15 protein-coding genes are annotated in these 18,104 nt (G+C 64.2%); 12 read left to right on the top strand and 3 right to left on the bottom strand.

The genetic code is table 11. From position 1 onward, the window contains the following. Positions 1-110 precede the first annotated feature (110 nt). Complete coding sequence (gene speA, locus DXY33_RS00605) at positions 111-2,039, top strand: biosynthetic arginine decarboxylase (protein ID WP_115131313.1); 1,929 nt, start codon at positions 111-113, stop codon at positions 2,037-2,039. Here speA and alaS read toward each other — a convergent pair. After that, complete coding sequence (alaS, locus tag DXY33_RS00610) at positions 2,036-4,699, bottom strand: alanine--tRNA ligase (protein WP_115131314.1); 2,664 nt, start codon at positions 4,697-4,699, stop codon at positions 2,036-2,038. The genes speA and alaS overlap by 4 nt on opposite strands. A gap of 25 nt (positions 4,700-4,724) precedes the next feature. Here alaS and DXY33_RS00615 point away from each other — a divergent pair, with 25 nt between their 5' ends. The 5 genes from DXY33_RS00615 to DXY33_RS00635 all read left to right on the top strand — a co-directional run bounded on the left by DXY33_RS00615 (position 4,725) and on the right by DXY33_RS00635 (position 10,278). Beyond that, complete coding sequence (locus DXY33_RS00615) at positions 4,725-5,141, top strand: hypothetical protein (protein WP_114987758.1); 417 nt, start codon at positions 4,725-4,727, stop codon at positions 5,139-5,141. Next, positions 5,138-8,335 (top strand): DEAD/DEAH box helicase, encoded by a 3,198-nt coding sequence (locus DXY33_RS00620; protein ID WP_115131315.1) that lies wholly within the window; start codon positions 5,138-5,140, stop codon positions 8,333-8,335. Before DXY33_RS00615 ends, DXY33_RS00620 begins: the two co-directional genes overlap by 4 nt. A gap of 2 nt (positions 8,336-8,337) precedes the next feature. Then, the gene (locus DXY33_RS00625; RefSeq protein WP_115131316.1) at positions 8,338-9,225 is read left to right on the top strand and encodes an SWIM zinc finger family protein; all 888 of its coding nucleotides are present in this window, start codon (positions 8,338-8,340) and stop codon (positions 9,223-9,225) included. Between the two features lie 14 nt (positions 9,226-9,239). Next, the gene (locus tag DXY33_RS00630; protein ID WP_115131317.1) at positions 9,240-9,719 is read left to right on the top strand and encodes an MEKHLA domain-containing protein; all 480 of its coding nucleotides are present in this window, start codon (positions 9,240-9,242) and stop codon (positions 9,717-9,719) included. 166 nt (positions 9,720-9,885) lie between these two features. Next, positions 9,886-10,278, top strand: a complete 393-nt coding sequence (locus tag DXY33_RS00635) for an Hsp20/alpha crystallin family protein (protein ID WP_115131318.1) — start codon at positions 9,886-9,888, stop codon at positions 10,276-10,278. 125 nt (positions 10,279-10,403) lie between these two features. Here DXY33_RS00635 and DXY33_RS00640 read toward each other — a convergent pair whose 3' ends face one another. Beyond that, positions 10,404-11,699, bottom strand: a complete 1,296-nt coding sequence (locus DXY33_RS00640; protein WP_115131637.1) for an NRAMP family divalent metal transporter — start codon at positions 11,697-11,699, stop codon at positions 10,404-10,406. A gap of 82 nt (positions 11,700-11,781) precedes the next feature. Here DXY33_RS00640 and DXY33_RS00645 point away from each other — a divergent pair, with 82 nt between their 5' ends. The 6 genes from DXY33_RS00645 (at position 11,782) to DXY33_RS00670 (ending at position 17,751) form a co-directional block, all read left to right on the top strand. After that, the gene (locus tag DXY33_RS00645; protein WP_115131319.1) at positions 11,782-13,530 is read left to right on the top strand and encodes a diflavin flavoprotein; all 1,749 of its coding nucleotides are present in this window, start codon (positions 11,782-11,784) and stop codon (positions 13,528-13,530) included. Then, complete coding sequence (locus DXY33_RS00650; protein ID WP_115131320.1) at positions 13,530-15,332, top strand: diflavin flavoprotein; 1,803 nt, start codon at positions 13,530-13,532, stop codon at positions 15,330-15,332. The genes DXY33_RS00645 and DXY33_RS00650 overlap by 1 nt, the downstream gene beginning before the upstream one ends. A 93-nt stretch (positions 15,333-15,425) precedes the next feature. Continuing rightward, complete coding sequence (locus DXY33_RS12895) at positions 15,426-16,139, top strand: rubrerythrin family protein (RefSeq protein WP_115131321.1); 714 nt, start codon at positions 15,426-15,428, stop codon at positions 16,137-16,139. A gap of 36 nt (positions 16,140-16,175) precedes the next feature. Further along, positions 16,176-16,691 carry an NADPH-dependent FMN reductase gene (locus DXY33_RS00660; RefSeq protein ID WP_115131322.1) on the top strand — a complete coding sequence of 172 codons (516 nt, stop codon included), beginning with the start codon at positions 16,176-16,178 and terminating at the stop codon, positions 16,689-16,691. An 8-nt stretch (positions 16,692-16,699) separates the two neighbouring features. Beyond that, on the top strand, positions 16,700-17,455 hold the full coding sequence (locus tag DXY33_RS00665) for a pirin-like bicupin family protein (RefSeq protein ID WP_115131323.1): 756 nt from the start codon (positions 16,700-16,702) through the stop codon (positions 17,453-17,455). 89 nt (positions 17,456-17,544) lie between these two features. Further along, a complete protein-coding gene (locus tag DXY33_RS00670) occupies positions 17,545-17,751 on the top strand; it encodes a hypothetical protein (RefSeq protein ID WP_011365459.1) in 207 nt (68 codons plus the stop codon). A gap of 2 nt (positions 17,752-17,753) precedes the next feature. Here the strand turns inward: DXY33_RS00670 and DXY33_RS00675 are convergent, their stop codons facing one another. Beyond that, complete coding sequence (locus DXY33_RS00675) at positions 17,754-18,008, bottom strand: hypothetical protein (RefSeq protein WP_011365460.1); 255 nt, start codon at positions 18,006-18,008, stop codon at positions 17,754-17,756. Positions 18,009-18,104 lie beyond the last annotated feature (96 nt).

The following is an 18,104-nucleotide window of genomic DNA, read 5'->3' on the forward strand; positions in this document are numbered from 1 at the left end:
ATAAAAAGCGCCGCCATCGTCAGTGCTGGCCACCCCGCTTGGCAAGCACAGGCCTTGGGCAGCGCAGGGAATGTCCCTAGATTCCGGCCATCCACTTCAAGCAGACGCAGGTGTCAGACAGCGAACACTGGTCGATTCAGGACAGTGCTGCGCTGTACGGCCTCGACCGCTGGGGCGATCCGTATTTCTCCATCAATGGGCGCGGCCACATCAGAGTTCAACCCCAAGGGGATCGCGGCGGCAGCCTGGATCTGGTGGATCTGGTGTCGGAGCTGAAAAGCCGCAACCTGGCGCTGCCGCTGCTGATTCGCTTCGACGACATCCTCGAAGACCGTTTGGAGCGGCTCCACGCCGCCTTTGAACGCGCCATAGCGCAGTACAGCTACCCCGGCCGGTACCAGGGTGTCTTCCCGGTGAAGTGCAACCAGCAACGCCACGTGGTGGAAGAGTTGGTGAGCTGCGGCAAACGCTGGAACTTCGGGCTGGAAGCGGGCAGCAAAGCGGAACTGCTGATCGCCCTCTCGCTGCTGGACGACCCCGAGGCGTTGTTGATCTGCAACGGCTACAAGGATCGGCTCTACATCGAGACAGCGATCCTGGCGCGACGTCTTGGACGGCAACCGGTGGTGGTGATTGAACAGCCGGACGAAGTCGACCGGATTATCGAAGCCAGCAAAAGCCTGGGAGCAGCGCCCTACATCGGTGTGAGGGCCAAGCTCTCCAGCCGCAGCACGGGGCGTTGGGGCAGCTCCGTCGGCGACAAGGCCAAATTCGGCCTTTCGATTCCCGAGTTGCTGGCCACAGTGGAGCGGCTACGGGAGAACAACCTGCTCCCCGATCTGCGCCTGCTGCACTTCCACATCGGCAGCCAGATCAACGACATCGCCGTGCTCAAAGACGCCCTCCAGGAGGCGGGGCAGATCTATGTGGAGCTCACCCGACTGGGGGCTCCGATGGGGTTCCTGGATGTGGGTGGTGGACTCGGAATCGACTACGACGGCAGCCGCACCGCATCAGCAGCATCCACGAACTACTCGCTGCAGAACTACGCCAACGACGTTGTGGCCACGGTGCGGGAATGCTGCGAACCCAATGGTGTGGCCGTACCCACGCTGGTGAGCGAAAGCGGCCGCGCCATTGCCAGTCATTTCTCCCTGCTGGTGTTCGACGTGCTGGGCAGCAGCGCACTGCCGGCATCGGTTCCCAAGGCCAGCGGAGATGAACCACTCACCGTTCGCAACCTGCGGGACACCCTCGCCACGATTCAGGAGTTGTCGGCGACGGCGGATGCGCAATTGGTGCGTCTGCAGGAAGCCTGGAACGACGCCTTGAAGTTCAAGCAGGATGCGCTGGCCGCATTCCGGCTCGGGTACATGGGGCTGCCCGACCGCTCCACCGCTGAACAACTGACGTGGGCCTGTGCTGATGCGATTGCGCAGCGACTGCCCAAGGATCAAGCCATCCCAGAAGAGCTCGCAGCTCTGAACAAGGCTTTGGCGAGAACGTATTACGCCAACCTGTCGATCTTCCGCTCAGCACCCGACACCTGGGCCATCGACCAGCTGTTTCCAGTGGTGCCCATCCAGCAACTGGATCAACGGCCGACGCGACTGGCCAACCTCGCCGATCTCACCTGTGATTCCGATGGTCGTCTGGATCGCTTCATCGGAGATGGACAACCCAAACAGCTGCTGGAGCTTCACGAACTCGACAGCAACAACCCCTATCTGATCGGACTGTTCCTAAGCGGTGCATATCAGGAGGTGATGGGCAATCTGCACAACCTGTTTGGCACCACCAACGCCGTTCACATCCGTCTGAGCCCAGGCGGTAGCTATCGCATTGACCACGTCGTGCGGGGTGACACCAATGCCGATGTGCTGGAGGCCATGGAGCACGACCCCCGTGCCTTGCTGGAGCGGTTGCGGGTGGCGGCGGAAGCGGCCATCAACAACGGCCAGCTGCGCATCGACGAGTCACGCCGGCTGCTGGATCACCTCGAAAGCAGCCTGCGACAGACCACCTACCTTCAGGACTAAGCCAACGCTGCCGCCAGCTCGGAGCGAGCGAACTCAAGAGCAGCAGGGAGGGCAGCACCATCGCGTCCCCCGGCCTGGGCCAGGTTCGGGCGTCCACCGCCGCCACCGCCGCACTGTTTGGCAATGCCGCCGATGAACTTGCCGGCCTGGAGCTTGGCTGCGATCACCTGCTTGCCGAAGGCCGCCACCAGGATCACCTTGCCCATGTCGCCAGGATCCGGCAGACCGCCGATCACCACGGCCGCACCATCCCCCAGCTGATCCGCCAGGCTCTGGGCTGCACCCTGCAAACCAGCGCCATCCACGCCGTCGAGGCGTTCCACCAGCAGTTGGAAGTCGCCCACGGCCTCGGCCTTAGCGGCCAGAGCGCCGGCTTTCGCCACCGCCAGTTCCGCCTGAGCCGCGGCCAGCGCCTTGCCGGTGGCCTTGAGCTCTTCCTGAAGGGCCGCCACACGATCCACGATCTCGGCCGGCTGCGCCTTGAAGCGATCCCCCAGCTGCTTCACCACTGCATCGCGCTCGTTCAGATACGCGAGCACAGCGGGACCAGCGACGGCTTCAATCCGGCGGATACCGGCGGCGACGCCACTTTCCGCCACGATCTTGAACAGGCCGATCTCAGCGGTGTTGGCCACGTGGGTGCCGCCGCAGAGCTCCATCGACACACCGGGGACGTCGACCACCCGCACCACATCGGCGTACTTCTCACCGAACATCGCCACGGCACCGGCCGCCTTGGCCTGATCGATCGCCATCTCCTGCACCTGCAGCGCATGGGCCTCGTTGATCCAACCGTTGATCAGGGTTTCAACCTGCTGCAACTGATCCGCCGTCACCGCCGCAGGGCAGTGGAAGTCGAAACGCAGGCGATCGAAATCCACCAGTGATCCGGCCTGGCCGATGCCTGGATCCACCACCTGCTTAAGCGCTGCCTGCAGCAGGTGGGTGGCGGTGTGATTCGCCTGGGCCCGACGCCGGCAAGCACGGTCCACCTGGGCCTTCACGGTGTCGCCCAAGGCGAGCTCGCCGCGTTCCACCCGCCCTGCATGGACGAAGACATCGCGGCTGCGGCTCACCGAGTCAATCCGAACAATCAGATCGCTGCCCGCAAGCACGCCGCGATCACCCACCTGACCGCCGCCTTCTCCATAGAACGGCGTGGTGTCGAGCACCACCTGAACCTCATCGCCCGCCTTGGCGGTGCTGGCTGGTTCACCGTTCACCACCAACGCCTGCACACAGGAGGCGTGATCGAGGGCTTCATAGCCCTCGAAACAGGTGGCCGCCTGATCCGCCACCACCTGGTCGATCGCATCCTGCAGAGTGAGATCGATGCTCACCGCGGCCGCCTTGGCCCGCTGGCGCTGTTCCTCCATCGCCGCCTCGAAGCCATCGAGGTCAACTGCCAGGCCCTGCTCCTCAGCGATCTCCTGGGTGAGCTCCAGCGGGAAGCCATAGGTGTCGTACAGCTCAAAGGCCTGGGCACCGCTGATCTGGGTGGGCTTGGAGGCCAGCACCTCCGCCAGCAACTTCTCGCCGCGCTCAAGAGTCTCAAGGAAGCGGGCTTCCTCCCGCTGGAGCTCGGCCAGGATCACCTCCTGGCGCTCGATCACGCTGGGGTGGGCCCCCTTCAGCAGGGCAATCGCCGCCTCTCCCATGGTGACGAGGAAGGGTTTGTCGATGCCAAGCAGGCGGCCATGGCGCACCACCCGGCGCAGCAGACGCCGCAGGATGTAGCCGCGGCCCAGGTTGCTGGCGGTGACGCCATCGCAGATCAGCTGTGTCACCGCACGGCTGTGGTCGCCGATCACCTTCAAGGACGTCTTGCCCTTGTCGTTGAGCTGGTGGTAGTCGACCCCCGCCAGATCCGCGGCCGCTTGGATCAGCGGAAAGATCAGATCGGTTTCGTAGTTGTTGGGAACCTTCTGCAGGATCTGAGCCATCCGCTCAAGGCCCATGCCGGTGTCGATGTTGCGGTTGGCCAACGGCGTGAGGGTGCCCTCCGCGTCGCGGTTGTACTGCATGAACACCAAGTTGTAGAACTCGATGAAACGGTCGTCGTCCTCGAGATCGATGCCCTCATCCCCGAGCTCGGGTTTGAAGTCGTAATAGATCTCCGAGCAGGGGCCACAGGGGCCGGTGGGGCCGGAGGCCCAGAAGTTGTCGGCCTCATCCATGCGGATGATCCGCTTGGGGTTCACCCCCACCACATCGCGCCAGATCTGCTCGGCTTCGTCGTCTTCCCGGAAGACGCTCACCACCAGGTTCTTGGGGTCGATGCCGTAAACGCCGGTGCTGAGCTCCCAGGCCCACTCAATCGCCTGCTGCTTGAAGTAATCCCCAAACGAGAAGTTGCCGAGCATCTCGAAAAAGGTGTGATGCCGGGCCGTGCGCCCCACGTTCTCGATGTCGTTGGTGCGGATGCACTTCTGCGAACTGGTGGCCCGGGGCGCGGGTCGCTCCTGCTGGCCCAGAAAAACCGGCTTGAACGGCAGCATTCCCGCAATGGTGAGCAGCACCGTTGGGTCTTCGGGAATCAATGAGGCGCTGGCCATCCGCTTGTGGCCGCGCTCGGCATAGAAGTTGAGAAAGGCCTCACGGATCTCCTCCCCACTGCGCGGTGCAGACGCTGCAGAAGACGACGATGCGGCGGCAACCATGACAGGAAAGGGGGATCCTGCCGTCATGATCGCCTTTGAACCGCCGGCGCCCGTGGCCGTTCCACCCAGTGATCCCGAGATTCGCCAGCGACTGCGGCTGCAGTCGATCGGTTGGGCGCTGGCTGCCGGGATCAGCGCCGGGCTGCTGAGCTTGCCCTGGGGTCTGGAAGCTGCGGTGCGTTCGGGCGGTTGTGGCCTCTTTTACGGCCTGCTGGCCTTCCACCTGCAACGGGTGGACCCTGATGACGGGCATTTGCAGGCGGGTCTGGTGGGGGCGGTCTGCGGGTTGCGCAGCCTCGGCATGCCCCTACCCCTTGACAACTGGCAGGTCGATGGCCTGGCATCATTACTACTGGAGCTACTTCAGGCCTGGCTGCCGTTGATCGGCAGTGCTCTCCTGCTCCACGGCACCCTCCGCTTCCTGCCCGCGTCGCGGCCATGAGCCTGCTGCACGCCACCTGGCTTCCCGCCATCCGCACCTCAAGCAGTTCCGGTCAACCGGCACTGCTCGTTTGGGCTGACACCTGGCGGGTGGCCACACCGGAAGGCCCCGGCCTCACCCCCGCGCTGCACCCCTTCACCCTCAGCCACGACAACCTCAGGGCCTGGCTGAGCGAACGCGACCTTTTGCCGGGCGGCTGCATTGATGCCACGGCCTGTCTCACCCTGCCGAGCCGCACGGTGAAGCCGCGCAAAAGCCGCAGCAAAAAAGAGGAGCCAACACCGGAACCACCGGGCTGGACCGGGCTACCAATGCAGGCCGGCGAACCAATCCCCAAGCAAACCGAATGGTGGCCCTGGCAGGTGCAAGGGCTCGCGGTGGAACCATCAGCGGCCACGGAGTGGCTGTCCCGATTGCCCCTCTCCGGCACCAATCCAGACCTGGCTGACGAACTGCGCTGGTGGAGCCATCTGCAGCGCTGGGCCCTGAGCCTGGTGGCCCGGGGCCGCTGGATTCCCCAGATGGAGCTCAGCAAAGGCGAGGGCTATCCGCATCGGGCCCGCTGGGTGCCGCTGCTCAACCGGGAAGAAGACCGGCGCCGACTGGAGGATCTAGCGGCCAGCCTGCCCCTGGTGGCCACCTGCGCCTTGCCCTGGCGTGAACCCCTGGGGCGCCGCAGCAACCGCACCACCCGGTTGCGACCGGAGGCCATGCGTGCCGCCAACCCTGTGGCCAGCTGCCGGCCCCGCAGCGGACGCCTGCGGGTGGCGACGCTGCTGGAAGACCTGGTGGACGCGCAGCTGCGCAAGGACTTTGAACCATCCACTGATGGACTCGATCCCCTGCTGACCCTCTGGCAGGAGGCCCTGGGGTCGGAGACCGGGGTGATCGAGATCGGTGATGAAGAGGCTGAACGCCTGGCCACCGCCAGCCATCACTGGAGGGAAGGCATCGCCGGCGGTTTTGCTGCGGCCCGCACCTGCCTTGAACTGCACACCCCAACGGATGGGGAGGATCTCTGGGAGCTGCGCTTCGGGCTGCAGGCGGAAGCCGACCCCAGCCTGAAGCTCCCGGCCGCCGCAGCCTGGGCCTCCGGCGCTGAGATGCTGCAACTGGGGGAGATCCAGGTGGATCAACCGGGCGAAGTGCTGCTGGAAGGCCTCGGACGCGCCCTGACGGTGTTCCCACCGATCGAACGGGGGCTGGAGAGCGCGACGCCGGACACGATGCAGCTGACCCCGGCCGAAGCCTTCGTGCTGGTTCGCACGGCTGCCCGCCAGCTGCGGGATGCAGGTGTGGGGGTGGAGCTGCCGCCCAGCCTCTCCGGCGGCCTGGCCAGCCGGCTAGGCCTGTCGATCAAGGCCGAACTTCCAGAGCGGTCCCGCGGCTTCACCCTGGGCGAATGTCTTGACTGGGAGTGGGATCTGATGATCGGCGGGGTGACGCTCACCCTGCGGGAACTGGAGCGTCTGAGCGGCAAGCGCAGCCCCCTGGTGCGCCACAAGGGGGCCTGGATCGAACTGCGGCCCAACGACCTCAAGAACGCCGAACGCTTCTGTGGCGCGAAACCGGAACTGAGCCTCGACGACGCGCTGCGGCTGACGGGAACGGAAGGGGAACTGCTGATGCGGATGCCGGTGCACCGCTTCGACGCCGGCCCAAGGCTCCAATCGGTGCTGGAGCAATACCACCAGCAGAAGGCGCCCGACCCCCTGCCGGCTCCCGAGGGATTCAGCGGGCAGCTGCGGCCCTATCAGGAGCGGGGCCTCGGCTGGCTCGCCTTCCTGCACCGCTTCGACCAGGGGGCCTGCCTAGCTGACGACATGGGCCTGGGCAAAACCATTCAGCTGCTGGCGTTTCTGCAGCACCTCAAAGCGGAGCAGGAACTGAAGCGCCCAGTGCTGCTGGTGGCCCCCACCTCGGTTCTTACCAACTGGCGACGGGAGGCGGAATCGTTCACTCCGGAGTTGAAGGTCACCGAGCACTACGGCCCCCGCCGCCCCTCCACACCCGCAGAACTCAAAAAAGCGTTGAAGGAGGTGGATCTGGTGCTGACCAGCTACGGACTGCTGCAGCGGGACAGCGAACTGCTGGAAACCCAGGACTGGCAGGGGGTGGTGATTGACGAAGCCCAGGCGATCAAGAACCCCGGCGCCAAACAGAGCCAGGCCGCCCGGGATCTGGCCCGACCCGGCCGCAGCAAGAGCAACCGCTTCCGCATTGCCCTCACCGGCACCCCCGTGGAGAACCGGGTGAGCGAACTGTGGGCCTTGATGGACTTCCTCAACCCCAAGGTGCTGGGGGAAGAGGACTTCTTCCGCCAGCGCTACCGGATGCCGATCGAACGGTATGGGGACATGTCGTCCCTGCGGGACCTCAAAGGCCGCGTGGGTCCGTTCATCCTGCGCCGGCTGAAAACCGACAAAACGATCATTTCCGACCTGCCGGAGAAAGTGGAGCTGAGCGAATGGGTGGGGCTGAGCAAGGAGCAGAAATCCCTGTACAGCAAGACCGTGGAAGACACCCTCGATGCCATTGCACGGGCACCGCGCGGGCAGCGCCACGGGCAGGTGCTGGCCCTGCTCACCCGGCTTAAACAGATCTGCAACCATCCCGCCCTGGCCCTGAGCGAAGGGGCCGTGGACGATGGCTTCCTGGGCCGTTCGGCCAAGCTGCAGCGGCTTGAGGAAATCCTCGATGAGGTGATCGAAGCGGGCGATCGGGCCCTGCTGTTCACGCAGTTCGCCGAATGGGGGCATCTGCTGCAGGCCTGGATGCAGCAGCGCTGGAAATCGGAAGTTCCCTTCCTGCACGGCGGCACCCGCAAGAGCGAGCGCCAGGCAATGGTGGATCGCTTCCAGGAGGATCCCCGCGGTCCGCAGCTGTTCCTGCTCTCGTTGAAAGCTGGTGGTGTAGGCCTCAACCTCACCCGGGCCAGCCACGTGTTCCACATCGACCGCTGGTGGAACCCGGCTGTGGAGAACCAGGCCACCGACCGGGCCTATCGGATCGGCCAGACCAACCGGGTGATGGTGCACAAATTCATCACCAGCGGCTCGGTGGAGGAAAAGATCGATCGCATGATCCGTGAGAAATCACGCCTGGCTGAGGATGTGATCGGCTCCGGCGAGGATTGGCTGGGAAGCCTCGGTGGCGATCAATTGCGCGATCTCGTCGCCTTGGAGGACACCTGACCATGACCCTCAGCAACGGCAGCAACAACGGCATCACCGCCATCGGCGACGACGGCCTGGGCCAACAGCCCTGGTGGGTCGAGCAGTGGATGGAGCTGATCAACGGCTACCGCTTCAAGAAACGGTTGGAGCGGGCCTGGGGCTACGCCCGCGAAGGCCATGTGACCTCGATCCGCTTCGAAGGCCGCCGCGTGCATGCCCGCGTCCAGGGCACCGATGAAGCGCCCTACAAGGTGAAGCTCTGGCTGGATGTGCTCAACGATGAGGACTGGGGCTATGTGCTGGAAGCGCTGACCCAGAAAGCCCGCTGGTCGGCCCAGCTGCTGGCGGGAATCATGCCCTCCGACATCGAACGGGCGTTTGCCGCCAGCGGCAAACGCCTGTTCCCGTTCAAGTTGCAGGAGGTGCGCAGCGAGTGCAGCTGCCCCGACAAAGCCAACCCCTGCAAACACATCAGCGCGGTGTATTTCCTGATGGGGGATCGCTTCAGTGAAGACCCCTTCGTGCTGTTCCAACTGCGGGGCCGCAACCGGGCTCGGCTGCTTGAGGACCTGGCGGAACACCGGCGCAAGGCCCTGGCCGAGCGGGCGGCGGCAGCCAAGGAGGAGAACAAAGCCAGCACATCTGAAGAAGCAACACCGCTGCCGCCCCATGCGGCGGTGCAGGACCCGGCCCTGTGGTGGCGCTACAACCGCAGCCTCGATGGCGACCTGGTGGTGATCACCCCAGCCATGGAGGGCGACACGGGCCTCGATGCCGCCGGAGAGCTGCCGCTGGCCGAAGACCCACGCTTCGCCGATGCGCGCAGCACCTTCCTGAACAACCTCAAGGCCCATGGCCAGGCCAGTGCCCAGAAGGCGATGCTGCAGGCCATGGCAGCCGGCAGCTGACGCGGAGCAGAGCCATGGCCCGTGAAGCCGCCTGGCTCACCGCCGACAAACAAAGGCTCGCCGCAGTGCTGCTGCAATCGCATCAAAGGGCCTTCAGCAGGCCGCTGATCGCCTCCGCACAACCGGGCCAGCCGAAGCGGCTGCTTTGCCAGAACCTGTTTGCCTGCGGCTTTCCGGTGCTGGCTCACGGCACTGAGCAGGATCCCTCACTCAGTTACGCCAACGCTGCGGCCCTGCAGCTGTGGGACAGCCACTGGGATGGGCTGATTGGCATGCCCTCACGGCTCACCGCCCCGGACAGCGAACGGGCGGAACGCAGCAGCGCCCTGGGCCAGGCCAAACGCCTCGATGCCGTTCAGAACTATCGCGGCATTCGCATCAGCCGCAAAGGGCGGCGATTCATGATCAACAAGGCCCGGATCTGGACCCTCTGGGATGCAGAAGAGCGGATCTGCGGCCAGGCGGCCTGCTTCAGCGACTGGTGGTGGCTTTAAGGAGATTCGGTTTCAACACCATCCCTGTGGTGCCAGCCGAACCTGGTGGTACAGACCGAATCAAAAAGGACGGTTCTCACGCTTCTGGTTCTCATCCAAGCGGCGCAGATTGTGATGGCGGGCGATCAACCCAGTCCGCAGATGTTCATTCTTCGGAGCCACCATCATGCTGACCCTGCGCCAATCCCCCTTTGATCTGTTCGAGCGTCTCGAGCAGCAACTGGCCACCGCTGAGCGCGTTCCCAACGCCGAAATCCGCGAAACCGAGACCAGCTACACCGTGCAACTGGAACTACCCGGGGTGGACCGCGACTCCATCGACGTCAAGGCCACCGATCGCAACCTGGTGATCAGCGCTGAACGCCCAGCCACAGGCAGCGACGACAGCAACGCACCGCTGCTGAGCGAATTCCGCAGCGGCACCTGGAGCCGCAGCTTCCGTTTCCCCCAGAGCCTCGATCGCGACCAGCTCATGGCCAGCTATCGGGACGGCATTCTTGAAATCAACGCCGGCAAAGCGGTGGAACACACCAGCGTTTCGGTGAAGGTGGAGAGCTGATCAAGTCCTGAATCAGAACCTGAGCACTAAGCCTTGTGCTGGACAAGCCCAACACACCAAGACAAGAAGAACGGAAGCCCAGCCCCTGCCCACGGCAGGGGTTTTTTGTTGAAGCAAGGGCGAAATCAGCCACCGAGGCCAAGGAAGAAGCGACCGATGAACAGCAGGCTGAAGCCACTGAAAAACAGCAGACCGAACCAGCAGAAAGCCCGGGTCAAGCGGCCATAGCGGTGCTCAGCCGGCACCAGGCTGCTGTTGATCGTGTCCATCGCCATCCAGGCGAACAGAGGAGCGGTGAGGAAGCTGCCGGTCATCGCCCCGAAGACGAAATCCTTCACGCCGATTCCGCCGCTCTTGGCCACCACTAGCGCCAGCACAGCGGCCAGGAAATGCACGATCACCCAGATGTCGAAGCGACGCTGCATGGGCCCCGGCGCTGAATCCCCGCTGTCGTGATGACGCAGCAACCCCTGGATCGCCGCAATGCTGCGGGGGTAGGCATCAAGGCAGGTGAGGGTGGTGCTGAACATGGCGGAAAAGGCCGCCGGGATGATCACCCAGGCCGCCCAACCACCCATGGCGGCGGTGTAGAGCTTGATCAGCTTCTGGGCGAAGGACACGCCACTGCCGGCGAGCATTCCGTCACCGCTGCCGTACATCGTGTAGGCGCCCAGGATCACGAAGAACATCGCCGTCACCACGGTGACGCCATAGCCGAGGTTGAAATCGAACTCGGCCTCCTTCGGCGTCGCGGTGTGCTCGGTGTCGCGCGCCCGGGAGAACATCCACAACGATGGCCACACGCACATCTCCACCGGTCCGGGCATCCAGCCCATCAGGGGAATCAGGAAGGCCAGGTTGGCCAGGGTCCAGGGGCTGGGATCCGTGCTGACCCAACTGGCTGCCACATCACCGACGGGGCCGCGGATCAGCAGTGATGCAGCCGCCACCCCCGTGAGCAGGGTGAGCAGCACCACCAACAGCTTGGAGAGACGGTCGAGCGCCCGGTAATGCCCCAGCAGCAACACCAAGCCACTCACCACCAGCACGGCAATGGACAGTCCGTAGGGGTCGAGCCCCGCCAGCAGAGGGATATTGGTGAGCAGCAGCCCCGCCACAAAACTCACCGCCGCGATGGTAAAGGTGCCGGTGACCAGGCTCACCACCAGGTACAGCGGCAGGTAGAGGGGATTGCATTTCTGGAAACCCTCCAGCAGCGACAGTCCGGTGGCCGCTGTGAAGCGGGTGCCCACGCGCAGGAACGGGTACTTGATCAGATTGGTGAGCAAGATCAGGCCCACCAGCGCAAAGCCGAATCGGGCTCCCGCCGTGGTGGACGACATCAAGTGGGATCCACCAATGCAAGCACCGGCCAAGAGGATCCCGGGTCCAATGCTGCGTCGCAGCGTCGATGACGCCATCACAAGGGTGCAGTTGATACCAGTCTCCGCCGCTTTGCTCCGCTGAATCTCCGTAGAGTCGAGTACCGTCACGGTCGGTTTCATGGTCGTTGCTCCCGCTGCTCCGAAGCTGTCGCTGCAGTGCGAGGCCATCGCCGCCGACACCACCACGATCCGCTCCCTCGACTGGGACCGCAGCCGCTTCGACATTGAATTCGGCCTGCGCAACGGCACCACCTACAACGCCTTCCTGGTGCGGGGGGAACGCACCGCCCTGATCGACACCAGCCACGCCAAGTTCCGCGACACCTGGATCCCCCTGCTCAAGCAGCAGATCGATCCAACTGCGATCGATGTGTTGATAGTGAGCCACACCGAACCCGACCACTCCGGATTGATCGGTGACCTGATCGATCTCAATCCTGAGATCGAAATCGTGGGATCGAAGGTGGCCCTGCAGTTCCTCAAGGACCAGGTGCACAGGCCGTTCAAATCTCGTGCTGTGAAGTCGGGCGAGGAATTGGATCTCGGCACCAACCCCGAGAGCGGCATCCAGCACCGCTTCGAATTCCTCAGTGCTCCGAACCTGCACTGGCCGGACACGATCTTTTCCTTCGATCACGGCACCGGCATCCTCTACACCTGCGATGCCTTTGGTCTGCATTACTGCTCTGACGACGTCTTCGACGCCGACCCCGGCGCCATCGCCCCTGATTTCCGCTTCTATTACGACTGCCTGATGGGCCCGAATGCCCGCAGCGTGCTGCAGGCCCTCAAGCGCATGGATGGCCTGCCGGAGATCAACACCATCGCGGTGGGCCACGGACCGCTGTTGCGGCATCACCTCAGCCACTGGATCAGCGACTACCGCGAGTGGAGCGGCCAGCGCAGCAAAGGCGAGAGCTATGCCGCCGTTTGTTACCTGAGCCAGTACGGCTTCTCCGATCGGATCAGCCAGGCCATTGCCCACGGCATCGGCAAGGCGGATGCTCAGGTGCAGCTGGTGGACCTGCGGGCCACCGATCCCCAGGAACTCACCGCCCTGGTGGGGGATGCCAAGGCTGTTGTAGTGCCGACCTGGCCCGCGGAACCGGAACCGGATCTCCAGGCCTCGATCGGAACCCTGCTGGCGGCCCTGCATCCCAAACAACTGGTGGGGGTTTACGACGCCTTCGGCGGCAACGATGAACCCATCGACGCCGTCGCCGATCAACTACGCAGCCAGGGGCAGAAGCCAGCCTTCAGCCCATTGCGGATCAAACAGCTGCCCCAGGGCAGCGACTACCAACGCTGTGAGGAGTCGGGCACCGACCTCGGCCAGCTGCTGACCAAAGAAAAGACGATCGCGGCGATGAAAAGCCTGGATGGCGACCTCGACAAGGCCCTGGGTCGCATCAGCGGTGGCCTTTATGTGGTGACCGCCAGCCAGGGAGAGGGCGAATCGCAACGCCGCAGCGCCATGGTGGCCAGCTGGGTGAGCCAGGCCAGCTTCACCCCACCGGGCCTCACCATCGCCGTCGCCAAAGACCGTGCGATCGAAGCCCTGATGCAGGTCGGCGACCGCTTCGTGCTGAACGTTCTACGGCAGGACAATCATCAACAACTGATGCGCCATTTCCTCAAGCGCTTCCCCCCTGGTGCCGATCGTTTCGCTGGGGTGAACGTGCTGGAGGGAACCGCTGATGGCGGCCCGGTGCTCGCCGATGCCCTGGCATTTCTGGGCTGCCGAGTGGAGCAACGGATGGAGGGCCCCGATCACTGGATCATCTATGCCGTGGTGGAGCAGGGCAATGTGGCCGATGCCGAGGCCAGCACGGCGGTGCACCACCGCAAAGTGGGGAACCACTACTGATGAGCGTGACCAGCACCGCAACCACGCGTCGCACGATCCAGCTGCCGATCGACGATGGGGTCGTTGGTCTGCGCGGTCTGAGTCCTCAACGGCACCGTTTCGAACTGGAATACGCCCTGGAGCGGGGCAGCACCGCCAACAGTGTTTTGTTCGAGGCCGGTGATGGTGCCCCTGCTGTGCTGGTCCATCCCCCGGGGGTGGCCTACAGCGCGGCCTTTTTACCGGTGCTTGCCGAAGCCCTGCCCAGCAGCGACGCACCACTGCTGGTGGTGGTGGGCCACGTCAACCCCAACCGCGTTGCCCTGCTGCGGGATCTGGCGGAGGCCTATGCCGGCCTGGAACTGATCGTCTCCAACCCCGGCGCCAAACTGATCGAAGAGCTGTGGAGCCAGCGCAAGCCGGCTCCTCCCGGTGAGACAAGCGAGCAACCGCCACTGCCCGATCTGCCGCCCCTACGGGTGATCCGCCAGGAGCAGACGCTTCTGCTCAGCCATCAGCGCAGCTTGATGCTGCTGCCGGCCCCAACCCCCCGCTGGCCCGGCGGATTGCTGGCCTTCGAGGAAAGCCTGGGCCTGCTGATGAGCGACAAGTTCTTCAGTGCCCACCTCTGCACGGACAGCTGGGCCGAAAGCAACCGCAGCAGCACCGAAGAAGAACGCCGGCACTTCTACGACTGCCTGATGGCCCCCATGGCCCGTCAGGTGGATGCCCTGGTGGAACGGCTCGAAGAACTCGACATCCGCACCATTGCGCCGGGCCATGGCCCGGCCATCGAAGCCAGTTGGCGCAGCCTGCTGAATGACTACCGCCGCTGGGGCGAAGGCCAGCAGAACGCCAGCCTGACGGTGGCGTTGCTGTTTGCCAGCGCCTACGGCAACACCGCAGCCATTGCCGATGCCCTGGCCCGCGGGGTCAGCCGCACCGGCATCCGGGTGAACAGCTTGAACTGCGAATTCACTCCCGCCGATGAACTGGTGAGCACGATCAAGCAGGCCGACGCCGTGTTGATCGGCTCACCCACCCTGGGGGGCCATGCCCCCACACCGATCGTCTCGGCCCTGGGAACCCTTTTGGCGGAGGGGGATCGCAGCAAGCCCGTGGGGGTGTTCGGCAGCTTCGGCTGGAGCGGCGAGGCGGTGGACCTGCTGGAAACGAAGCTGCGGGATGGCGGCTTCAGCTTTGGCTTCGAGCCGATCCGGGTGAAGTTCAGTCCGGATGCCGCCCGGGTGAAGGAGCTGGAGGAAACCGGCACCCGTTTCGCCCGCCAGCTGCTGCAAAGCCAGAAACGGGCGCAACGGCGCAGTGCGGGGGGCTTGAGCGAAAGCCGCAGCGATCCAGCGGTGCTGGCCCTGGGCCGTGTGATCGGCTCCCTCTGTGTGCTCACCACCCGCAAAGCGGAGCTGAGCGGCGCCATGGTGGCCAGCTGGGTGAGCCAGGCCAGCTTCAATCCCCCCGGCATCACCGTGGCCGTGGCCAAGGACCGTGCCGTGGAAGCGCTGCTGCACAAGGGCGATCGCTTCGCCTTGAACGTGCTGGCCGAAGGCCGCGAAACCGCCCTGATGAAGCAGTTCCTGCAACCGTTCGAACCCGGTGCCGATCGCTTTGCAGGCCTCGAGCTGGACACCAGCCCCGCCGAACAGCCCTTGTTGCCGGATGCTCTGGCCTGGCTGGACGGCAAGGTGAGCCAGCGGATGGAATGCGGCGACCACTGGCTGATCTATGCCGAAGTGGATCACGGCGGGGTGCTGGATGCGGAGGGCAGCACCGCGGTGCACCAACGCCGCAGCGGCGCCAACTACTGAGCGAACAGCCTGAGCCGGCAAACCGAACTTCCTGCTAACTCATACTCACTATGAGTTAGGGCTAGGCTGATGGAACGATCCCCGGCGCCATCGATGGACCTTTCCAAGCCTTCCACCCACGCCAATCTCGAGGCTGCTTTCGGTGGCGAGAGCATGGCCAACCGCAAATACCTGTTCTTTTCAGAGGTGGCCAAACAGCTGGGCCACAAGGACCTGGCCAAGTTGTTTCGAGATACCGCAGCACAGGAAACGGAACACGCCTTCGCCCACTTCCGCCTGCTGCTCCCTGAGTTGGTGGTGAACGATCCCGAGCAGCTCAGCAACGAGGAGAAGCAGGCCATCCTGAGCCGCTGCCTGGAGCTGGCGATTGAAGGCGAAACCTACGAGTACACAACGATGTATCCGGAGTTCGCCGCCCAGGCCCGGCAGGACCGGGACAGCGGAGCCGCAGCGGAATTCGCCGAGCAAAGCAGCGAATCCAAGGAGCATGCGGGCCTGTTCCGCACCGCCGCCAAGAACTTCGGCCTGCTGACCCCGATCGAGCAGCATCACGCCGAAACCTATGGCGTTGCCCTCGAGGCCCTGCAAGGCAAGGGCACCGCAGGCCAGGCCGATCAACCGATCCCGGGCCAGTGGATCTGCAAGGTGTGCTCGATGATCTACGACCCCGCCGAAGGGGATCCTGATTCCGGCATCGCCCCAGGCACCCCGTTCGAGGCGATTCCCGACGATTGGCACTGCCCGATCTGCGGCGCCCGCAAAGCCAGCTTTGTTCCTTACCGCGAAGCCGAATTGAAAACGGCCTGATGCCCTTGCACGATTCCATCAAGAGCCTTCGTCGCCATGCCCTCTGATCTCATCGTTCTGACGGCGAGCAATGGCGAGAACCGCAAGCTGGCGGAACGCTTCGTGCAGGCCGCCGCAGCTCAGAACGCCAGCGCCGAACTGATCGATCTCACGCAGCTCAACCTGCCCCTGTTCACGCCACGGGTCCAGGCAGCAGGGGCGGGCCCTGACCTGGCGACCCTGCACGACCAGCTGCACGCAACCCCACGCTGGGTGATCTGCGCCCCGGAATACAACGGCTCGATTCCGCCGTCGCTCACCAATGCCATTGCCTGGCTCTCGGTGACCGACGACGACTTCCGATCCCTGTTCAACGGGCGGCCAATCGCCATGGCCACCTTCTCCGGCGGTGGCGGCATGGAACTGCTGGTATCCCTGCGCATCCAGCTCACCCACCTCGGGGCCCAGGTGGTGGGGCGTCAGCTGCTGAGCAACCACGCCAAACCAGCCCAGGACGACAGCATCAACGACCTGGTGCAGCGGCTTCTGCAGATGCAACCCCTGCAACTCTGAACACCTCGATGTCCCGGATGGCACCGCCAACAGGTCAACACGCCACCACGTCAACCGTGATCCTGCGACCCGCAGACCAGCGCTTCCACAGCCAGCTGGACTGGCTCGATTCCTGGCACAGCTTCAGCTTCGGCAGCCATCAGGATCCGAACTGGATGGGCTTCGGCCCCCTGCGGGTGATCAACGACGACACCATTGCGGCAGGCCAGGGGTTCGGCATGCACCCCCACCGGGACATGGAAATCATCACGGTGATGGTGGAGGGGGCCCTGAGCCATGCCGACTCGATGGGCAACAGCGCGGTGCTGCATGCCGGCGAGGTGCAACGGATGAGTGCCGGCAGCGGCATCGTTCACAGCGAAATCAACCAGACCGGCGCGCCCTGCAGGCTGCTACAGATCTGGATTGAGCCAGCACAGCTGGGCATCCAGCCCGCCTACGAGCAGAAACCCTTCGCCATCGGCGAGGGCTGGACGCCCCTGATTGAGCCCAACGCCACCGGCGATGCGATGGCCATCGAACGTCCCGTGCGCCTCTGGCGTGCCCAACCGCTATGCCAACAGCAATTGCCATTGCCCGCCGCCAAGGAGCGATGGCTCTGGCTTCAGGTGATTGATGGGGAGCTGACGCTCAACCGTGAAGGCTCCCCCAAGCAGGCGCTGCGGCGGGGCGATGGGGTGGGCCTGATCCAAGACGCAGCGACACAAAGCGAGCTGATCGGCCTCGGTGAACGTGCCGATGTGCTGCTGTTTGCCCTGGCGTGAAGCAATCCGGAAAAGATCTGGTGCAAGTGCGCGACACCAGATCTTGTGCCCTGAAATGACGGGGTCACTTCCAAACAATCCCTAGAGCGATGGGATTCATGAACGGCCAGGAGGCCTCGGTTCGGTACCGCGGCTTTCTTTTGATGCCTCAAACCAACCGGAGCTGGCTGGTGAGGCCGGAACGCAGCCCGATGCGTTTGCTGCCCTTCCGCACACCAACCTGCTCATTGGCCGACGTCAAAGCCCTGCTGGACTGGCGTCTGGCCCAGGAAGAATCAGAGATCGGCGTGGCCTGAACTCAGGCCGCTGCCGGCGGTGGAGTGGGATCGCCCACCGGTTGAAAAGGAATCACCAGGGTGGCCCAGTGATCGGGCCGCTCGGGGCGGCTGCGACGGGAACGGCGCGTACCAAAGGGAACCCGAATCACATTGGTTCCTTCAATTGACAAGGTATGGCCACGATTGAAGGCTGATTCCAGACCCTCAGGAAGTTGAGGAAGGGCAGGCCCTTCAACGCTGCTGAGCGCAGATTTCTTGTTGTTGTCCCGATCCATGGTGTCCCCCGACAGACGAATCAGTTGTCGAACAGTTTGACCGAACTCGCAAGGGCGATGAACGGAATCAAACCAATTTTTCCACTTTCAGTGAAA

Origin of the sequence: Synechococcus sp. N26 (assembly GCF_900473975.1) — a bacterium.
In the GTDB taxonomy this organism is placed as follows: domain Bacteria; phylum Cyanobacteriota; class Cyanobacteriia; order PCC-6307; family Cyanobiaceae; genus Parasynechococcus.

Bases quoted from the DNA above. Each gene is read 5' to 3' on its own strand.
- DXY33_RS00650 (WP_115131320.1), top strand. From the start codon at position 13,530: ATGAGCGTGACCAGCACCGCAACCACGCGTCGCACGATCCAGCTGCCG.
- DXY33_RS00645 (WP_115131319.1), top strand. From the start codon at position 11,782: ATGGTCGTTGCTCCCGCTGCTCCGAAGCTGTCGCTGCAGTGCGAGGCC.
- DXY33_RS00670 (WP_011365459.1), top strand. From the start codon at position 17,545: ATGGGATTCATGAACGGCCAGGAGGCCTCGGTTCGGTACCGCGGCTTT.
- alaS (WP_115131314.1), bottom strand. From the start codon at position 4,699: ATGGTTGCCGCCGCATCGTCGTCTTCTGCAGCGTCTGCACCGCGCAGT.
- DXY33_RS12895 (WP_115131321.1), top strand. From the start codon at position 15,426: ATGGACCTTTCCAAGCCTTCCACCCACGCCAATCTCGAGGCTGCTTTC.
- DXY33_RS00660 (WP_115131322.1), top strand. From the start codon at position 16,176: ATGCCCTCTGATCTCATCGTTCTGACGGCGAGCAATGGCGAGAACCGC.
- DXY33_RS00620 (WP_115131315.1), top strand. From the start codon at position 5,138: ATGAGCCTGCTGCACGCCACCTGGCTTCCCGCCATCCGCACCTCAAGC.
- DXY33_RS00625 (WP_115131316.1), top strand. From the start codon at position 8,338: ATGACCCTCAGCAACGGCAGCAACAACGGCATCACCGCCATCGGCGAC.
- DXY33_RS00615 (WP_114987758.1), top strand. From the start codon at position 4,725: ATGATCGCCTTTGAACCGCCGGCGCCCGTGGCCGTTCCACCCAGTGAT.
- DXY33_RS00675 (WP_011365460.1), bottom strand. From the start codon at position 18,008: ATGGATCGGGACAACAACAAGAAATCTGCGCTCAGCAGCGTTGAAGGG.
- DXY33_RS00635 (WP_115131318.1), top strand. From the start codon at position 9,886: ATGCTGACCCTGCGCCAATCCCCCTTTGATCTGTTCGAGCGTCTCGAG.
- DXY33_RS00640 (WP_115131637.1), bottom strand. From the start codon at position 11,699: ATGGCGTCATCGACGCTGCGACGCAGCATTGGACCCGGGATCCTCTTG.
- DXY33_RS00630 (WP_115131317.1), top strand. From the start codon at position 9,240: ATGGCCCGTGAAGCCGCCTGGCTCACCGCCGACAAACAAAGGCTCGCC.
- DXY33_RS00665 (WP_115131323.1), top strand. From the start codon at position 16,700: ATGTCCCGGATGGCACCGCCAACAGGTCAACACGCCACCACGTCAACC.